The sequence below is a fragment of the Candidatus Competibacter phosphatis genome, from assembly GCF_012939995.1.
Taxonomy (GTDB): Bacteria; Pseudomonadota; Gammaproteobacteria; order Competibacterales; family Competibacteraceae; genus Competibacter; species Competibacter phosphatis.
The window spans coordinates 1-17,451 of the sequence record NZ_SPMZ01000046.1 but is presented as its reverse complement, the minus strand read 5'-3'; the positions used below and the strand labels follow the sequence as shown (position 1 = coordinate 17,451).

General features: G+C 62.9%; 18 protein-coding genes and 2 pseudogenes. 8 read left to right on the top strand and 12 right to left on the bottom strand.

The genetic code is table 11. The features are described 5' to 3' along the window. The 4 genes from E4P82_RS14955 to E4P82_RS14940 all read right to left on the bottom strand — a co-directional run. Window positions 1-847 (bottom strand): putative bifunctional diguanylate cyclase/phosphodiesterase (locus tag E4P82_RS14955; protein WP_169249641.1); only part of this gene is annotated, 847 nt, incomplete at its 3' end. Continuing rightward, window positions 744-2,339 (bottom strand): CHASE2 domain-containing protein, encoded by a 1,596-nt coding sequence (locus tag E4P82_RS14950; RefSeq protein WP_169249640.1) that lies wholly within the window; start codon window positions 2,337-2,339, stop codon window positions 744-746. The genes E4P82_RS14955 and E4P82_RS14950, both read right to left, overlap by 104 nt. Beyond that, the gene (locus tag E4P82_RS14945) at window positions 2,336-4,003 is read right to left on the bottom strand and encodes a FecR family protein (protein WP_169249639.1); all 1,668 of its coding nucleotides are present in this window, start codon (window positions 4,001-4,003) and stop codon (window positions 2,336-2,338) included. Before E4P82_RS14945 ends, E4P82_RS14950 begins: the two co-directional genes overlap by 4 nt. Window positions 4,004-4,202: 199 nt before the next feature. Next, window positions 4,203-5,240, bottom strand: a complete 1,038-nt coding sequence (locus tag E4P82_RS14940; RefSeq protein WP_169249638.1) for an NADP(H)-dependent aldo-keto reductase — start codon at window positions 5,238-5,240, stop codon at window positions 4,203-4,205. A 194-nt stretch (window positions 5,241-5,434) separates the two neighbouring features. Here E4P82_RS14940 and E4P82_RS14935 point away from each other — a divergent pair, with 194 nt between their 5' ends. From E4P82_RS14935 to E4P82_RS14925, 3 genes are all read left to right on the top strand, one after another. Next, entirely contained in the window at window positions 5,435-5,875 is a 441-nt protein-coding gene (locus E4P82_RS14935) for a hypothetical protein (RefSeq protein ID WP_211203165.1), read from the top strand. A gap of 114 nt (window positions 5,876-5,989) precedes the next feature. Further along, a complete protein-coding gene (locus tag E4P82_RS14930) occupies window positions 5,990-6,463 on the top strand; it encodes a hypothetical protein (protein ID WP_169249636.1) in 474 nt (157 codons plus the stop codon). 37 nt (window positions 6,464-6,500) lie between these two features. Continuing rightward, on the top strand, window positions 6,501-7,064 hold the full coding sequence (locus E4P82_RS14925; protein WP_169249635.1) for a YiiX/YebB-like N1pC/P60 family cysteine hydrolase: 564 nt from the start codon (window positions 6,501-6,503) through the stop codon (window positions 7,062-7,064). A gap of 3 nt (window positions 7,065-7,067) precedes the next feature. Here the strand turns inward: E4P82_RS14925 and moeA are convergent, their stop codons facing one another. Continuing rightward, window positions 7,068-8,339 (bottom strand): molybdopterin molybdotransferase MoeA, encoded by a 1,272-nt coding sequence (gene moeA, locus E4P82_RS14920; RefSeq protein ID WP_169249634.1) that lies wholly within the window; start codon window positions 8,337-8,339, stop codon window positions 7,068-7,070. Window positions 8,340-8,464: 125 nt separating this feature from the next. On the opposite strand from moeA, the gene cydP reads away from it, so the two are divergent. From cydP to cydX, 4 genes and pseudogenes are all read left to right on the top strand, one after another. Further along, window positions 8,465-8,659, top strand: coding sequence for a cytochrome oxidase putative small subunit CydP (gene cydP / locus E4P82_RS14915; RefSeq protein WP_169249633.1), 195 nt, complete (start codon window positions 8,465-8,467; stop codon window positions 8,657-8,659). Then, a pseudogene (locus E4P82_RS14910) lies at window positions 8,656-10,252 on the top strand (cytochrome ubiquinol oxidase subunit I). Before cydP ends, E4P82_RS14910 begins: the two are co-directional and overlap by 4 nt. A 10-nt stretch (window positions 10,253-10,262) precedes the next feature. Further along, window positions 10,263-11,423, top strand: a complete 1,161-nt coding sequence (gene cydB, locus E4P82_RS14905; RefSeq protein WP_169249632.1) for a cytochrome d ubiquinol oxidase subunit II — start codon at window positions 10,263-10,265, stop codon at window positions 11,421-11,423. An 11-nt stretch (window positions 11,424-11,434) separates the two neighbouring features. Beyond that, on the top strand, window positions 11,435-11,548 hold the full coding sequence (gene cydX, locus E4P82_RS14900; protein WP_169249631.1) for a cytochrome bd-I oxidase subunit CydX: 114 nt from the start codon (window positions 11,435-11,437) through the stop codon (window positions 11,546-11,548). A gap of 9 nt (window positions 11,549-11,557) precedes the next feature. Here the strand turns inward: cydX and E4P82_RS14895 are convergent, their stop codons facing one another. Then, window positions 11,558-12,268: a Crp/Fnr family transcriptional regulator gene (locus E4P82_RS14895; protein WP_169249630.1), complete on the bottom strand. Its 711-nt coding sequence runs from the start codon at window positions 12,266-12,268 to the stop codon at window positions 11,558-11,560. Window positions 12,269-12,449: 181 nt separating this feature from the next. Between E4P82_RS14895 and E4P82_RS14890 the strand changes: the two genes are divergently transcribed. Continuing rightward, entirely contained in the window at window positions 12,450-12,881 is a 432-nt protein-coding gene (locus E4P82_RS14890; protein ID WP_169249629.1) for a NifB/NifX family molybdenum-iron cluster-binding protein, read from the top strand. 35 nt (window positions 12,882-12,916) lie between these two features. Here the strand turns inward: E4P82_RS14890 and E4P82_RS14885 are convergent, their stop codons facing one another. From E4P82_RS14885 to E4P82_RS14860, 6 genes and pseudogenes are all read right to left on the bottom strand, one after another. After that, window positions 12,917-13,690 (bottom strand): peptidylprolyl isomerase, encoded by a 774-nt coding sequence (locus E4P82_RS14885; RefSeq protein WP_312915228.1) that lies wholly within the window; start codon window positions 13,688-13,690, stop codon window positions 12,917-12,919. A 324-nt stretch (window positions 13,691-14,014) separates the two neighbouring features. After that, window positions 14,015-14,998, bottom strand: a complete 984-nt coding sequence (moaA, locus tag E4P82_RS14880) for a GTP 3',8-cyclase MoaA (protein WP_246327610.1) — start codon at window positions 14,996-14,998, stop codon at window positions 14,015-14,017. Window positions 14,999-15,358: 360 nt separating this feature from the next. After that, window positions 15,359-16,033 (bottom strand): anti-sigma factor, encoded by a 675-nt coding sequence (locus E4P82_RS14875; RefSeq protein WP_169249627.1) that lies wholly within the window; start codon window positions 16,031-16,033, stop codon window positions 15,359-15,361. Beyond that, window positions 16,030-16,665 (bottom strand): RNA polymerase sigma factor, encoded by a 636-nt coding sequence (locus tag E4P82_RS14870; protein ID WP_169249626.1) that lies wholly within the window; start codon window positions 16,663-16,665, stop codon window positions 16,030-16,032. Before E4P82_RS14870 ends, E4P82_RS14875 begins: the two co-directional genes overlap by 4 nt. A 22-nt stretch (window positions 16,666-16,687) precedes the next feature. After that, the gene (locus E4P82_RS14865; protein ID WP_246327609.1) at window positions 16,688-17,164 is read right to left on the bottom strand and encodes a DoxX family protein; all 477 of its coding nucleotides are present in this window, start codon (window positions 17,162-17,164) and stop codon (window positions 16,688-16,690) included. 13 nt (window positions 17,165-17,177) lie between these two features. Continuing rightward, window positions 17,178-17,451, bottom strand: a pseudogene (locus E4P82_RS14860) (hypothetical protein); the annotation flags it as partial.

The window sequence follows — 17,451 nt, the reverse complement described above, 5'->3', positions numbered from 1 at the left end:
GTCCTTCCCGTTGCCATGCCTTGGCCTGCTCGCAGGCGGTGCGCAGTACCCATTCGCCGATCATTTCGATCAGACCGGTTTCCTCGGCCAGCGGGATGAAATCGATCGGCGGTATCAGTTCGCGCTGGGCATCGCGCCAACGTAGCAAAGCCTCGACGCCGATAATGCGCCGCCGTCGCAAGTCCAGTTGCGGCTGGTAGTGCAGTTCGAACTCCTGGCGCTCCAGGGCGTGGCGCAGGTTTCCCTCCATCCGCAATCGTTCCACGGCACGGACATGCATGTCCTGGGCATAGCATTGCACGGTACCATGGCCTTTCTCCTTGGCCCGATACAGGGCCGAATCGGCGTTCTTCAAGAGCGTTTCCGCGTCCTCGCCATCTCGGGGAAACAAACAGATGCCGATGCTGGCGGTGATGAAATACTCCCGCTCTTCCAGCAGGAAGGGCGATTCGAGGAAGGTCAGGACGCTTCGCGCGAACAGAATCACCCAATCTTCCTGCTGCAAATCTTCCAGCACCATCACGAACTCATCGCCGCCCAGGCGCGCGAGGGTGTCCGCCTTGAGTCCGCAACTCCGCAGCCGGGTCGCCACGCACTGCAGCAGTTTATCGCCCACCGTGTGACCCAGACTTTCGTTCACCTTCTTGAAGTGATCCAGGTCCACCACCACCAGCGCAAAACCTTGGGTGGTGCGCCGAGCGTGGGCGATGGCATGCTGGAGCCGATCTCGCAACAAGTTGCGGTTAGGCAGTCCGGTCAGCGAGTCGTGAGTTGCCTGATACGCCATCTGCTCGGTCAGGCGGCGCGCTTCGCTGAGGTCGCTGATGGCGAGCACCACCCCCAGCATCTGGCCTTGCTCGTCGCGAATCGGGGCGGCGGAGGCACGAATGGCGTACTCTCGCCCGGTGTGCCCGACCAGGAGGCTGTGTTCGGGTAACTTGATCGTTTGCTTTTTTTTCCAAACACCAAGCGGCGAGATCGACCCCGGCCTTGTACTCCGATTCATCGAGGATGCGGAAGATCGCGCCCAGCGGGTGGCCGAGCACCTCGTTCCGCGCGCGACCGAGCAGAATTTCGGCGGTCGGATTCAGATATTCCACCATGCCCGCAGCATCGGTGGTGATGACGGCATCGCCGATGGAGCGCAAGGCAGCCTGGGCCCGCTCCTGTTCCACGAACAGGGAACGCGCCGCCTGCCGCAGGCGCCGCCAACTCCAGAGCGGATAGCTCAGCGCCTGCGCCAACAGAACCTGCGTCGGCGGAAACCAGCGGTGCGCGACGTGCAGCAGGACCAGACTGACGATCAAGGTCAGCGCCATCGACAAGCCGATCGGCGACAGATTCCAGCGGGGCGGCCCCACCGCGCATATACCCACCGACGACAGTACGAGAGCGATGGTCAACCAGGTGGACCAGACCGGTTCCAGCGGCTGGATCGCCACACCGCGCCGCAGGGTGTCGAGCACATCGGCGTTGAATTCCACTCCGGACATCGGCTGGGTCAGGCCGGATACCGGAGTGGGGAGCATGTCGCCGAGGCCGGCGGCGGTCATGCCAACCAGCACGAATCGGTCGCGAAAAATCGCTGGATCATGGATGCCGCGCAACGTCTCGACATAGGAAACGTGCCGAAAATGACCCGGCGGGCCGGCGAACGGGATCAGGACATGGTAGTCGCGCGCCCAAGCGTACGGGGAAGAAACCTCGGCCGGCGCGGCCCGCTCGCCGGGAAGCGCCGTGCCGGCGGCGGGATCGACCGATTCCAGCAACGCCAGCGCCAGCGTCGACCAGCGCGGCGACCCCAGACCGGCCTTCAGATACACAGAGCGGGCGATGCCATCCAAGTCCAGATCCACATCGACATGCCCCAAGCCACTGGCGGCGGAGGCCAGAATCGGGATCGGCAGGGTTTCGAGCAACTGACCGTCGAGCTGGGTCTGTTCGTTCAGTACCGGCAATACCACGCGATCGCTCTCAGTCAGCGCCGCCGCCAGATCGGCGTCCGCGGCGGGGTCGCTCGCGGAGGGTTCGGCAAAGACGATATCCAGCGCGATCGCCCGCGCGCCGGCGGCGGTGAGCTTGCGGACCAGATCGGCGTGGATGCGCCGTGACCAGGGCCAACGACCTAGTTCCCGCAGGCTCTGCTCGTCGATGGCGACGATGACGATATCATCGGCCGGCGGGCGCGACTCGCTCGCCAATTGCCAGTCGTAGAGCAGCCGATCCCAGCGCCACAGCCAGTTTCCGTGCAACAGAACCACGGCAAAAACCGCCAACGCCAGCGCCAAGCCAAATCGCTCGAACCTCCGTCCGGGGCAGAATTGGAGGTTTGAGTTCATAGAGCCAGGATCAGAACGAGAACGGCTCCCAGGGTAAATGGCCAATAGTTCTTGGGCGGCAGATCGATTCTTTGCGTCGGGCCGTAGGGCGCGGCGGTGCCGTCGGGATCGATGGTGCGCATGCGCAAGTAATTGAAGCCGGACTCGGGCCAGGGAATGGCCAACTGCGGTTCATCGACTTGCCGATCGACCACGATATCCTGGAAATGGGCGTCCTTGGCTAATTGGACCTGATAGTGCTGGCCGGGCAGGGCGGCGCTCCAGCGAAACACCAGCTCGCCTTCGACGGCTTCGGGTGACCCGACCTCCGGAGTCGGCAGCAGCCGGAACCGTTGTGGGTCGCTGAACGGTCCTTGCCGATCGGCGCCATCGCGGGTCGCCACCCGCCAGTAATAAACGCCGGGTGCCAACGACCGGTCGGGAATCAGACGGGTGCCGGTATAATCCGGCAGATCGAGCAGTACGCTCGAAAACCGTTCGTCTTCGGCCAGTTGAAAATGATAGGCCGTTGCCGTCGTCGATTCGGTCCACTCGAAGGTCGGCAACTTTTCGGGCACGGTGGCCTGCTGGCCAGGTCGCGCCAGAAACGGCGGTTCGGGGCGGGCGTGCAGGCGAAACGAATGGTAGGCGTCGTATCCTTCCAGTCCTCGCGGGTCGATCCCGCGCACGCGCATCACATAATCGCCATCCGGCAGCGCGGGGCCGCGCACTTGCGGCTGCTGGGATACCCCGTCGAACAGCAGGGTTTCGAACCGGGTATCGGTCGCGATCTGGGTCCGGTAGCCAGCCGCGCCGCTCAGTTCCGGAAAGCTGAACCGCACCGGCACGCGCTCCACTTGCGGCGACAGATCGGCAAGTGTCGGCGCTTTCAGCAACGAGACCGTGGCGGCGGGTGGTCGACCGGTCTCGGCCAGCGCGCCAAAGCCTTTCGGTACCTTCCGGGACCGGCGCTCGCCCCTGAAATCCAGCGCTCCCGCCAATACCTCGACCCGAGCCACTCCGGTGGCGGCATCCATGCCGAGCCGGAAATTGGTGCCGCGTACCGCCGTGGTCGCGGCGGGCGTCGAGATTTCGTAGCGGGCCTTGGATATCCGGCGGGGCGTGACCTGGCTGTCCGCGCGCCCTTGTCGCAGGCGCAGACGCGTATCCACGATGAGAGTGTCGTCGCCATAGCTACTCAGGGCGTCCAGGGTCAACCGGCTGTCGGCTTGCAGCAAAAGCTGGGAACCGTCGCCGAACTCCAGGGTAGCGCTGCCGTCGGGACCGGTGCGAATTTCATCGCCGCTTTGCAGCGGCTGATCGACGGCGACCGCCACGGTACGGCCGGAAAAAATCAGCGTGGCTTCCACCTTGCCCCGCGCGCTCACGACCCGGGCCGCCGTGGGCTGTTTCTTGAGCCAAGCGACCGGAACGCGCAGTTTCATCCCCGGCGGCAGTCGCTCGGGATCGGCGACACCGTTGAGCGCCTGCAGCTTGGGCCAATAGTTCATGCTGCTGAGATAATCGGCGGTGATGTTCCAGATGTTATCGCCGGGGCGGACGGTATAAAGCCATTCTTGAGCTTGGGCGACGGTCGCGACCAGCAACGTCGGGCACAGGAACCCGAAAAAGGCGAGCACTCCGCCAGCTCGGCCAAAAGTCGCCAGCGAACCAAGCCGTTGCATGTTTTTTTACCTCCATCACTGGATTTTTGTTGACCGGATTCGCTTTAGCGAGTCGTCACATGGAACATGGGGACACTTGGATGAAGTATGTACCGACGGATGAATTTTTGCCGAAAGCGGCGGCATCCGTCATCGTCGACCATCGGGAAAACGACCGAGTTCCCTCGGAAAAAGCATCCGACCTCCCGGCCAGCGCCGCTCAGGGAGCCGGATTGGTATAACGCAGATGGAGAGCCTCGATCCCGGCCAATACCTCCGGCGACAGCACGGTGGCGCAGGCGGCAATATTGTCTCGGAGCTGTTCGAGCGTGGTGGCGCCAATGATGGTGCTGGCCACAAATTCCCGGCTGGCGACGAAGGCCAGCGCCATGGCCGCCGGCGTCAGACCATGGCGGCTCGCCAGATCGCCATAGGCCGCGACCGCTGGCCGCACGTTTTCCTTGGTGTAGCGTTGGCCGAAGGCGGGAAATTCGCTGATGCGGCCGGGTGCCTGGGGATCGTCCAGATACTTGCCGCTGAGATGGCCGAAAGCCAGCGGCGAGTAGGCCAGCAACCCGACCTGTTCCCGATAGCCGATTTCCACCAACCCGGATTCGTAAACCCGATTCAGCAAACTGTAGGCGTTCTGGATCGAGATCACGCGGGGCAGTCCGCGCTCTTCCGCCAATCTGAGAAACTGACAAACACCCCAGGGCGTTTCGTTGGATAGGCCGACATAGCGGATTTTCCCTTCTTGCACCAGTTCTTCCAGGGTTTCCAATTGCGCCAGGATCGGCGTGCCATCCCGCTCGTGCGACGGCTCGAACCGGTATTGACCGAACATCGGCACGTTGCGCTCCGGCCAGTGCAACTGGTACAGATCGACGTAATCGGTTTGCAACCGGCTCAAGCTGCCTTCCAGCGCCGCGCGGATGTTGGCTCGATCCAAGCTCTTGGGACCACAGCGAATCCAGCGCATCCCCCGCGACGGCCCGGCCACCTTGGTGGCAAGTACGACTTGATCGCGCGGTTGGGTCTTCAGCCAACGGCCGATGAAGGTTTCGGTGCGGCTGCAAGTTTCAGCCCGGGGCGGCACCGGATACATCTCGGCGGTATCGATGAAGTTGATGCCGTGAGATCGGGCGCAGTCGAGTTGGGCATGCGCTTCCGCTTCACTGTTTTGCTGACCGAAGGTCATGGTACCGAGACAAACTCGCGAGACTCGCAATTCGCTGGAACCCAGAGTGTGATAATCCATGGAGACAGCTCCTGTATCGGAACGAGGCATTGAGAACCTGTAATGATGTCATGGAAACCAATCATACTGACCCAAAATCGGATCATACCGAACCGGTTCACATGGGCGAAGTCTTGGGCCAAGTCAGGCGAATTTCATTAAAATATTTTTATTTATCATACTAATAGGAGTATTGGCATGAAACACGCTTTATCGTGATCGTCAACCGACAGATCAACGGTAAATACTTTATAGAGGGCACCATCACCATGAACCTGAAAACCTTTTGCCTGACCGCCGCCACCGTCGCCGCCCTGAGCCTGAACGCCACCTGGGTACATGCCGAAGAGGACGACGACAACAGCGTCAACGGCGTCGAAACCAATACGGTGAACTCGCAAGGCAACAGTTGCTATGGTCATGTGATCCAAGTGTCCGCATACACCGAGGGATCGCCCAGTTACATCTACTTGCGGAAGAGTGCCAAATCCAATGGGTATTATTACGGCACGACCGCCGATCCGATCCTGATCAACGCGGCGCTGCACGCCATGAACGGCCCGACCCAAGTGCGGATCTACAGTGAATACGGCTGCGGCGGCAACAACGGCAGCAACAACATCGGTGGGATTTATCGCATCCGCGTCAATCCCTGATCGATTTTCCCGGGGGGGCGGCGAGTTCATCGGAAACCGGTGCTCGCCGCTTTTTTTTTACATCCTGATCCTGCTGGCATCGCGCCGTTTCCACAAAGCCACCGCGAGAGGGAAATGATGAGCGTCTTCAGGAAATACCACCCAGGGTTGTTTGCCCTATTGTCGCTGTACGGGCTGCTGGCGTGCGGCGGTATCGACAACGCCGTCACCCGCACCGTCGCCGAGTCGGTGATGCTCGGACCGGCGTGGACCGTGCTGCCGGTTGCTCCCCCGCTCGAAGTACGGCGCACCGGGCAAAAGATCCTGATGCGGCTGGACGGCGTCCGCGACTGGGTGAAACCCTTCGCCGGGCCGCTGCTGCTACGCGACGGGTCGAGCATCGACATCGAAGTGGAGCTGACCGACCAGACCGGCCAACGTCATTCCCTGGTGCCCATCAGCATCGGCGCCTCGATCGGTTTCGGGCTGGCCCAACCCGAGGAGAGTGCCGGTTTCTTCAAGAACCGCCGCTTCGTCGAGTTGCGGGTGCGCGGCAGCCGACCGATATTGGCGCAACGGATCGATTGGTATTGCTGGACCGGAAAATAACCGTCGTTACGTCCCAATCCGCAAAGGAGACCCCACCATGGCACAAATCACCGAAGCGGACATGAAAGCCGCCGACATCATCGTTTCCACCGGCAGCGGCGCCGTCTCGGCGGTCATCCGCGCCGGCTCGGTCTCCAAGTACAGCCACGCCGCCTTGTACATCGGCGACGGCCAGGTCATCGAGGCGATCGGCGAGGGCGTGGTCAAACAGCCGCTCAGCGCCGCCCTGCGCGACGATACGCTGGCGGTGGTATATCGACGCAAGAATCTGAACGACGCCCAGACCAAGGTCATCGTCACCTATGCCTCCGGCCAGGTCGGCAAGAAGTACGACTACGCGGGCGTCACCGGGGCGTCCAAATACACGATCGGCGGCATGGCCTTGCACGTCCTGTCCATCCCACTGGCTGTCATTCAGGACATTGGCGAGGCGATCAACACCATTTCGCCCGAATCCTCGTTTTTCTGCTCGGAGTTGGTATTGATGGCGTTCAAGAAGGCCAACGCACCGATCACCTTCAAGTCGCCGACGGTGAGCGCGCCCAGCGACATCCCCGGTTCGCATCAGGTGGCGTATGTCGGGCATCTCAAAAGTCCCTGACCGCTACTCCACACCCAAGCCGCTGAACGGCAGGTAGTCCACCGTATCGCCGGGCGCCACTCCGGCACAATCTTCCGGTAATTCGATCAACCCGTCGGCCCAGCACAGCGACGACAGCGCCCCGGAGCTGTTGGTGTGGTAGATGCTGGCCAGGAGCGCCTGGTCGGAATCGAATCGCAACCGTGCCCGCAACCATTCGCGCCGGCCCGGCTTGCGGCGGAACTGGAAATCCGCGCGGACCCGCAACCGCGCCGCGTCGACCGGCCGCGCGCCCATCAGCTTCAACAGCAGCGGCCGGGCAAACATCAGGAAGGACACCATGACCGACACCGGATTGCCCGGCAGGCCCAGCACCAGACAGTCTTGAATCCGCCCGAAGGTCACCGGCTTGCCCGGCTTGACCGCCAACCGCCAGAACTCGACGGTCCCCAGTTCGGCGATCACGTCCTTGACCAGATCGGCCGTGCCCACCGACACCCCGCCCGAGGTCAGCAACACGTCGTGCGCCGCCGCCGCGTCCCGTAGCACCGGCAGCATCGTATCGCGCCGGTCGCGTAGGATACCCAAGTCGCTCACCGCGCAACCCAGCCGCCGCAACAGGCCGATCAAGAGATAGCGGTTCGATTCATGGATCGCGCCCGGCGGCAACTCCACGTCCGGTTCGTACAGCTCGTCGCCAGTGGACGCCACCGCCACTCGCGGCCGGCGCCGCACCGTCAGCGCGGCGATACCTTGTCCCGCCGCCAGCGACACCTCCTGCGGACGCAACCGCGACCCACCCGGTAGCAGCACCGTTCCCGATTGCACATCCTCGCCGCGACGGCGGATATTCTCGCCCGGCTTGAGCCGGGCGGCGGCTTTCGGTTCGATGACGATTTCACTTTCATCCGGCGCGATCGCGCACTGTTCCTGCATGATCACGGTATCCGGTCCGGTTGGAAGCACGGCGCCGGTGGTGATGCGCACCGCCACGCCGCGCGGAACGACGCCGGCATACGGATGCCCCGCCAACGCCTGACCGATCACCGGCAAGCGAGTCGGTCCATCGGCTTGCAGATCGGCCCGATACAACGCGAAACCGTCCATCGCCGAGTTATCGTGCGGAGGCACGTCGAGGCGAGCCGACAGGTCGGCGGCCAACACCCGGCCGTAGGCCTCCAGCAACGGCACGGTCTCGGTCTCGCGGACCGGGCGCACGGCATCCAGAGCGGCGGCGATGGCCTCGGCCAGCGTCAGCAGGCGATCGCGATCGCCACGGGTGTCGGTGGGGAACATGAAACAAGATCTCGCGGGTGGGGGCGGCGGGTGGCATTTCCCGGCTCGATATTGAGAATCCGCATGGCGGCTGGCTCCAGGACGGTGACAGGCTATCGAACACTCACTTTCAGTGGATTGACATCATGTTCGACGCATTGTCCGCCAGCGCCCTGCGACGGGAGATCATCATTTTAGTGCTGATCAAGATCATTCTGCTCGCATTCCTCAAAATCGCATTCTTCAGCACACCGCCGGCCAAGGGGCCGGAGGAACAGGCACGCCACCTGCTGGGCGTGGTCGCGCCGTCCGTTTCCACCACGCAAGGTCAAGCATCGTGATCTCCGAAACCCTGATCGAACTGTCGCGGCTGCAGTTCGCGCTGACCGCGATGTATCACTTTTTTATTCGTGCCGCTGACGCTGGGGCTGTCCTTCCTGCTGGCGATCATGGAGTCGGTCTACGTGATGACCGGCAAGACGGTGTACAAGGACATGGTGCGGTTCTGGGGCAAGCTGTTCGGCATCAATTTCGCGCTGGGCGTGGCCACCGGCATCACCATGGAGTTTCAGTTCGGCACCAACTGGGCTTACTACTCGCATTACGTCGGCGATATCTTCGGTACGCCGCTGGCCATCGAGGGTTTGATGGCTTTTTTCCTGGAATCCACCTTCATCGGCCTATTTTTCTTCGGCTGGGATCGCTTGAGCAAGGTGCAGCACCTGGTCGTCACCTGGCTGGTGGCCTTGGGTTCCAATCTGTCGGCGCTGTGGATCCTGATCGCCAACGGCTGGATGCAGAATCCAGTGGGTACGGTGTTCAATCCCGAAACCATGCGCATGGAAATGACCAGTTTCAGCGAACTGCTGTTCAATCCGGTGGCGCAGGTGAAATTCGTGCATACCGTCTCCGCCGGCTACGTGACCGGGGCGGTGTTCGTACTGGCGATCAGCGCCTGGTATTTGCTCAAGGGCCGCGATCTGAGCTTCGCTCGCCGCTCCTTCGCCATCGCCGCCGCTTTTGGTCTGGCCTCGACCTTGTCGGTCATTACCCTAGGCGACGAAAGTGGTTACGAGCTGGGCGACGTGCAGAAAGTCAAGCTGGCGGCGATTGAGGCGATGTGGGAAACCGAACCGGCACCCGCTGCCTTCACCGTGTTCGGTTTTCCGAACGACGAAACCATGACCACCGAGCGCGAGTTTCAGATTCCTTACCTGCTGGGTCTGATCGCCACCCGGTCGGTGGATACGCCGGTGCTGGGCCTGAAGGAATTGATGGCCCAGAACGAAACGCGCATTCGTCGGGGAATGGACACTTATGCCGCCCTGGAACAGTGGCGAGCCGGCGTCCGCGATGACGCGACTCGCGCCAAGCTGCTGGAAACGCGGAACGATCTCGGCTACGCCCTGCTGCTGAAGAAGTACACGCCGCGAGTGGTCGATGCCAGCGAGGCGCAAATCAAGCAGGCGGCGCGCGACACCATTCCCAGAGTGGCGCCGCTGTTCTGGGGGTTTCGCCTGATGGTGGCGTTCGGGATGTGGATGTTGTTGTTATTCGCGCTGTCGTTTTATTACTGCGCGCGCCGACAGGCGGGACGCAAGCGCTGGTTGTTATGGGCAGCGGTATTCAGCTTGCCCTTGCCTTGGCTGTCCTCAGAGCTGGGGTGGTTCGTCGCCGAATACGGCCGCCAGCCCTGGACGGTGTCCGGCATGTTGCCGACCCATCTGTCGGCGTCCACCCTGAGCGTCGGACAGGTGACCTTCAGCATGAGCGGTTTCGTGCTGCTCTACAGCGCGCTGCTGATCGTCGAGCTGTTCCTGATGATCAAGTACGCGCGTCTCGGCCCCAGCAGCTTGGGTACCGGCCGCTATCACTTCGAAAACGGTAGCAGCCTGGCGCCGGCCGCGCCTCACACCGCCGCCACCCTGCTGTAGGAGCACCGTCATGGCCGAGTTTTTCGCTTTCCTGCTGAGCTACGAAACCTTGCGGGTCATCTGGTGGTTGTTCATCGGCATCCTGCTGATCGGATTCGCCATCACTGACGGTTTCGATTTGGGAGTCGGTACCTTGTTACCGTTTCTGGGCCGCAACGACGAGGAACGGCGGGTCATCATCAACGTGGTCGGCCCGACCTGGGAAGGGAATCAAGTGTGGTTCATTCTGGGCGGCGGCGCGGTGTTCGCCGCCTGGCCACCGGTGTACGCCACCGCCTTTTCCGGCTTTTTTATCGCCTTGATCCTGACCTTGTTCGCCATGATTCTGCGGCCGGTGGGCTTCGACTATCGCAGTAAATTGCCCGATCCGCGCTGGCGCAACTTCTGGGATTGGGGACTGTTCGTGGGCGGGGCGGTGCCGGCGCTGGTGTTCGGGGTCGCGTTCGGCAATTTGCTGCGGGGCGTACCGTTCCATTTCGACGCCGACTTGCGCGCGTACTACACCGGCGGCTTCTTCGGCCTGCTCAATCCGTTCGGATTGCTGGCGGGCGTGGTGAGCTTGTCGATGCTGGTCATGCACGGCGCGGTCTATCTGCAACTGCGCACCGAGGGCGAAATCCAGCAACGAGCACGGCAAATGGTGGCCTTGGCGGTCAAGGTTTTTGTCGGCGCCTTTGCCCTGGCTGGACTGTGGTTGCTCATCGGGGTGGACGGTTATCGCCTAGACAGCTTCGCCGGCGTGGCCGCGCCGTCCAATCCCCTGGCCAAGACAGTGGTACGAGATGGCGGCGCGTGGCTGGCTCAGTATGGCCAACATCCCTGGATGTTATTGGCACCTCTCGCCGGCTTCGGCGGCGCGGCGCTGGTTTGGCTGTTCAGTCAGCGTCAACAGCCGGGGCGGGGCTTCATCGCCAGTTCGCTGGTGTTGGCTGGAGTGATCCTGACCGCCGGCTTTAGTTTGTTTCCCTTCATCATGCCGTCCAGTTCCGACCCCAACAGCAGCCTGATGGTCTGGGACGCCACCTCCAGCCATCTCACCCTCAAGTGGATGTTCGGCGTCACAGTGGTTTTCCTGCCGATCGTGCTGGCCTACACCACTTGGGTGTTCAGCAAGCTGCGCGGCACGGTGACGGTGGCGCAAGTTCGCGCCGCCGACAAGGTCATGTATTGAGCGGAGGATTTATGTGGTATTTCACCTGGATTCTGGGCGTGCTGCTGGCCTGTTCCTTCGGCATCATCAACGCCCTGTGGCTGGAACACTGCGGCTGTCTGGACGACGACCCGGCCAATGACTGAAGCGGCTCTTCACTCCTCGCCGTCGGCGATGCGACGCAGGACCTCGCGGTCGCATCCTTCGACGATGGAACCGCGATCGCGCAGCACCCCTTGCCGCCGCAGTTCGGCGATGGTGCGGCTAACGGTCTCGGTGGTCAGTCCCACCATCGCACCCATGTCCTCACGCCCGAACAGCGGCAGGGGGCTATCTTGTTCGGCGCAGGACAGGCGCAGCAGCAACCGCGCCACCCGCTGGCGGGCGGTGCCGGTGGTGAACTGGGTCAGCCAGGTGTCGGCCTCGGCCAGCGCCTGCTGCCAGCGGGCCATCAGTTCCTGGTACAACCGGGGCCGCTCGCGGCCCAGTTGTTCGATCACGCCGGTGGGAATCGCGCAGATTTCGCAATCGGTGAGGGCGATGGCGTCATGCTGATAAGGCTGGCCGACCAGCGCTTCCAGGCCGAGCGCGTCGCTATCCTTCAGCAAACGGACGATACGCTGGCTGCCGTCGGGCAGGTATTGCATCAGCTTCATCACTCCGCCGCGCAAGGTGAACAAGGTGTTACCTCGATCGTGCATGCGATACAGCGCCTGCTGCGGACTGAGGATGACATCCTTGATCGGCTGGTGGATGTGACTGAAATCCATTTCCTCCAGCCCGGCGAACAGCGCCGAAGCGCGCACGGCGCAGTGTCGGCATTTAGTTTCGCCCAGCCAGATCGCGTGCAATGAAATCGGTTTCATACAGTTGTCCGCCGCGCCTCCCGCGCCCCTTATCTGTTTGGCATCAGGCAACCGCCGCTCGCCGTCGGAACAAGGCGATTGGTGGGATGACCGGTAGTCAAAGGTTCATTTTACCGGACCGGCGCCGTCGCATCGTTGCGAGTTTTGCCGCCGGCCGAAACACTTGCCAGGAGCAATCAAGATGAAAATCGCAGTCGCCAGCCAGAACCGGCGCACGATCACGGAACACGCCGGCAAATGCCGGAAGTTCTGGATCTATGAAACCGAGCAGGACAAGATCGTTCGCAAGGAGTTACTCGAACTGCCCAGGGAACAATCCTTTCACGACAGCTCGCCCCACTCGCCGCATCCGCTGGACGGGATACAGGTGCTGATCGCCGGCAGCATGGGCCAAGGCTTGAGCCACCGGCTCGCTCATAAGGGCATCGTGGGCATAGTCACCCCGGAAACCGATCCGGATCGGGCGGTCACCGCCTATCTGGATGGTTCTCTGGCCGTGCTTCCTCCCGGCTCGCACGATCACGATCACGGTCACGGTCACGGTCACGGTCACGGTCACGGTCACGGTCACGGTGGGCAGCATCGCCATCCAGACACCGGACCGAACGGCTGACGTGGGTCACCCCGGAAATCCTCGTTTCCGCGCCGCTACCGCGCCAGCGGCGAATCCGTGCCCAGCAGATCGATGCCCGCGATGTCGGCGCGGCCTATCAGCAGCGACAGATACCGACTGATCCCTTGTCGCTGCGCGCTCTCGCGCAGATAGCCGGCAATTTGGTCGCGGGCCTTTTCGTACGCCAGCGTTTGCCCTTCGGTCTTGTGGTGCAAGCGGATCAGGTGAAAGCCGAAGCGGCTTTCCAGCGGCTGGCTGGAAATCTCGCCTTCCCGCATGTCCAGCAACGCCTGTTCGAATTCGGGCACCGTCTGCCCCGACCCGATTTGCCCAAGGCTACCGCCGTTTTGCTTGGACGGGCAATCCGACAGTGTCGTGGCCAGTTCCGCGAAATTCCCGCCGTCGTCCGCCAGTTGTCCGAGGGCGCTTTCGGCGCGGGCGCGAGCCTCGGCGCGGGCCATGGCGTCGTCGGGCGGCGCGGCGCACAGGATATGCGAGACCTCAAACAGATCGCCGGTGCGAAAACGCTGATGGTTGGCCCGGAAAAAACGCCGGCAACTGGTTTCATCCGGCTCTGGAGTCTTGACCTCGCGTTCGATCAGCGCCGCGATGCGCCCCTCTTCGTCATCGCCGACAATCTCCAGTCGGGCCGCTTCTTGTAGCAGCAATTCCTTGGCGACCAGCGCCAGCTTTGCCGAATATTCGGCGGCTTCCGGCGATGGCGCGGGATGATGCCGCATTTCGGCATGAATGGCGCTGTCGGCGATTTCGACGCCGTTGACGATAATGGGCGTGCAATTCCTGACCACCTATCGGTTCCTCCTAATGGTGTGAATGGGATGGAAAGACGGCAAAGCGCGTTGTATTGGCTAGCCATCTCGGAAGCACCTGCAAACCGTGCTTGAGCCCAGGTCAAGGCGTTGCGGGCGAGTTTTTTTTGAAGGTGCTCAATTCATCCAGCGGAGAAGGTTAACTCAAACCGATGGGTGATCAGCATGCAATTTTCCAAGTCGGGGCTTACCCAGCCGCCGATAACCCGTAAAACGGATGGAGCAAAAATACCCGTGCGGCGGGCCGAACCATGGCGGTCTTGGTCTCGAATCAACGGATACCGACAGTTGTCGCCCGGATTTTCAACCGCCGGTGTGGTTCATATGGCGCAGGATGACTGGCTGACCACCGAGTCGGAAGTCATGGCCCAGTGGCTTGATCGCCATGGCGGCGATGATGGCTTGCTTGAGTCGTTCGCGGTCGCCGGGGTGAGCGCGCAGCACATGACGCAAATCCACTGAATGCTCTTGACCGAGACAGAGCAGCAGACGACCTTCGGCGGAAACCCGCACTCTGTTACAGTCGCCACAAAAATTATGGCTGTGCGGGGAAATGAAACCGATGCGGCTGTCGATTCCCGGTATACGGTAGTAGCGTGATGGACCGCCGGTACTTTCGGTGGTCCGCGTCAGAGAGAACACCTTCGCCAAATCGGCGCGGATGGCATCGCTGGAGTAATACATTTCCGCGCGATCGTGATCGCCGATTTCACCCAGCGGCATCTCCTCGATGAAGCTGATATCCAAGCCCTGGTCGATGGCGAAGCGGACCAGATCGACCACTTCGTCGTGGTTGCGGTGTTTCAGGATGACCGCGTTCAGCTTGAGTCGCTGAAAACCGGCGGCCTGGGCGGCCCGGATGCCACGCAGCACCCCATCCAGCTCGCCGGTCCGGGTGATGCGGCGAAAGCGCTCCGGCTTCAGGCTATCCAGGCTGATGTTGAGCCGCGCCACGCCGGCCGCCTTGAGGTCCGCCGCCAATCGCTCCAGTTGCGAACCGTTGGTGGTCAGCACCAGTTCCGCCAGCCCGCGCTCGCGCAGCCGGCCCAATTCCTGAAATAGCCACAGTACGTTGCACCGTACCAGCGGTTCGCCGCCGGTGATGCGGATCTTGCGCACGCCCAGTTCGACAAAGGCCCGGCCCAGCGCCGCCAGTTCCTCCAAAGTCAGAATCCGGGCACGAGGCAGAAAGGTCATGCGTTCGCTCATGCAGTAGACGCAGCGAAAGTCGCAACGGTCGGTCACGGAAAATCGCGCGTAGTCCACCCGACGGCCAAAACCGTCCATCAACGGCGCGGAGGCGGGAACGATGGGAGCAGGTGGAACAGGCACGCTGAATACCTCGATCGGGCAAGGAAAGGACGAAATCCGCTCTACCATACCAAAACCCATTCGTCGGGATGGCCGCCGCGAAGAGATACCTCCCCGGAGGTAGATGTTTGGAAGCTGGATCGGTGGTTTGGAAAGTACGCGTTCTCTCACGTCGGCGCGGGCACCGATGGGGAAAATCGGCGTTCGTCCGACGCGATCGAGCGCGCGGCCCCCGTTTCCCTCGCGTTAATCATCGCCGTTAAGCCACCCAGGAGGCCGCTGGCGCCGTTTTCCCGGCTCAACCGCCCCCCAAGTAGGGATCGCCAGAAAAACACCTCAAAGCGCCTGCCAGCGCGTTCGATACAGGGGATGGGCGGGCGGAGTCGGATCGCTGGCCGGCTGCATGGATACCCATAGATCGCCCTGGCTCGGCCGTGACATACCCTCGGGCAGGTTCAAGGTGCGGACACCGCCATCGTCCGGCAACGCGCCCAGCATGACCGGAGGCCGGTCGCCGGCTTTCAGCCACAGGAAACAGCGCTGGTCGGGCGGCATCGCCATCGGCCGCAGGTTGCTGACGTGCAACAGTCGAGCGTCATCGGTCAGCGCCACGGTCCACAGCAGTTCTCGCTGCTTGCCACGGATGGCGGCGAAGTTCATGTCCGCTTCCCCCGGTGGCAATGCCAGCCGCGGCGCCACGGCGATGACCGCCGCCAGCACGCCAGCCGCGGCCAGACCGCGCCAGAACGTCAGGCTATCCCACCAGCGGCGGGACGGTTCGACCGGGAACAATCGCCGCTCCAAATCCTTCCAGACCGCCGGCGGCGGCGGGACGGGCACGCTGGCGGGGGCCAGCCGGTCCAAGCGCCGTTCCCACTCGGCCACGGCCCGTCGCAGCGCCGGATGCGCCGGCAGCAGCTTTTCGAAACGGCGGCGGGCCGGGCCGTGCAAGGTACCCAGGACGTATTCGGCGGCCAGATGGTCGCTCAGCGGGGGGTAGTGAACGTTCATGGTTCCCCCAGACAGGTTTTCAAGCGTTGCAGGCTGCGCCGGACCCACGCCTTGACCGTGCCCAACGGCCGTTCCAGCCGTCGGGCGATCAGATCGTGGGTCAAACCCTCATAGTAGGCCAGGACCACCGCGCGGCGCGGTTCCGGATCCAGGGTTTCCAGACAGCGAACCAGCGCCGCGTCGCCGTGTTCGGCATGTACTTGCTCCTCGGGTCCCGGTCCGTCGGCGGCGACCGACGCCCAGCCGTCGTCGTCCAGTTCCGCGCGGTGGCGATAATCGCCGCGTCGCAGTCGGTCGATGGCCAGACGGCGCACGATGGTGCCCATCCAGGTCAGCGGCTGACCGAGCAGGGGCCGATAGTCGGCGGCCCGCTGCCAGATGCGCACGAAGCCTTCCTGCAGGATATCGGCCGCCAATTCGCGGTCGTGGGTCAATTTCAGCAGCAGGCCGTGCAGCACCGGCGCCGCTTGTCGGTACAGCGCTTCGAAGGCCCGGCGGTCGTGCAGGGCACAGCGGGCCAACAAGTCGGCCAATGAGTCGTGGGAGGTCATGATGGACGCTCGGACAGGTTGGAACGAACCTGTGGCGCGCGGGGCGGCGAACACCAGGGGTCGAGCGCAAACCGCGATCATGACCGTTGCTCCATCGCCCGCCCTAGGCCGGGGTGGAACGCCGTTCCAGCCAGGCGTCCAGCGACCAGGCGCCGGGACCGCGAGCGATCAGCGTCAGCAGCAGCACCATCCACAGGTAATGTTGGAGCTGATTATAGGCCGGATCGGCCGCGCCCAGTACGAATTGGATCACCAGCGCGATTCCCAGTAGCGGCAGGGCTGCCAGTCGGGTCAGCAAACCGATCAGCACCAGCAGCGATGCTCCCAGTTCGGCGCTGGCCGCCAGCGCCGCCGCCAGGGCATGCGGCAGCAGCGGTACGTTGTATTCGTTCTCGAACAGCAACAGGGTGCTCGACCAGTCGTCGAGCTTAGCCAGGCCGGACCAGAAAAATATTCGGAACACCGCCAGACGCAGCAACAGATCGGTCAGCGGCGCCAGATGTTCCAGCAGGCGGCCCAGTGCGAAATACCCGGCCAGCGGGCGCGGGCGGGCGGTGTTCATCGTTTCGGCAAGCAGCATCGTCGTCATCTCCTCAGGTGGGATAGGTCAGCACGCCATCGGTTAGCAAGCGGGCCAGCACGGCGCTCAGATCGAAGTCCGGGTCGCGCGCCGCTGCCATTTCCGCCGCTTCGGCCAACGGGCATTCCAGGGCGAACGCGGCTAGCAACGCGGATTCCCCTGGGTCCGGTGATCGCTGGCGCACCGCGCCGCCGTGCCGCCAGACCAGAACAGCTTCGGCCCTGGCGAGATCCACCGCTTCCAGCGCCCCGCCGCCGGGCTGGTGCGCGTCCCAGATCGCATGAATC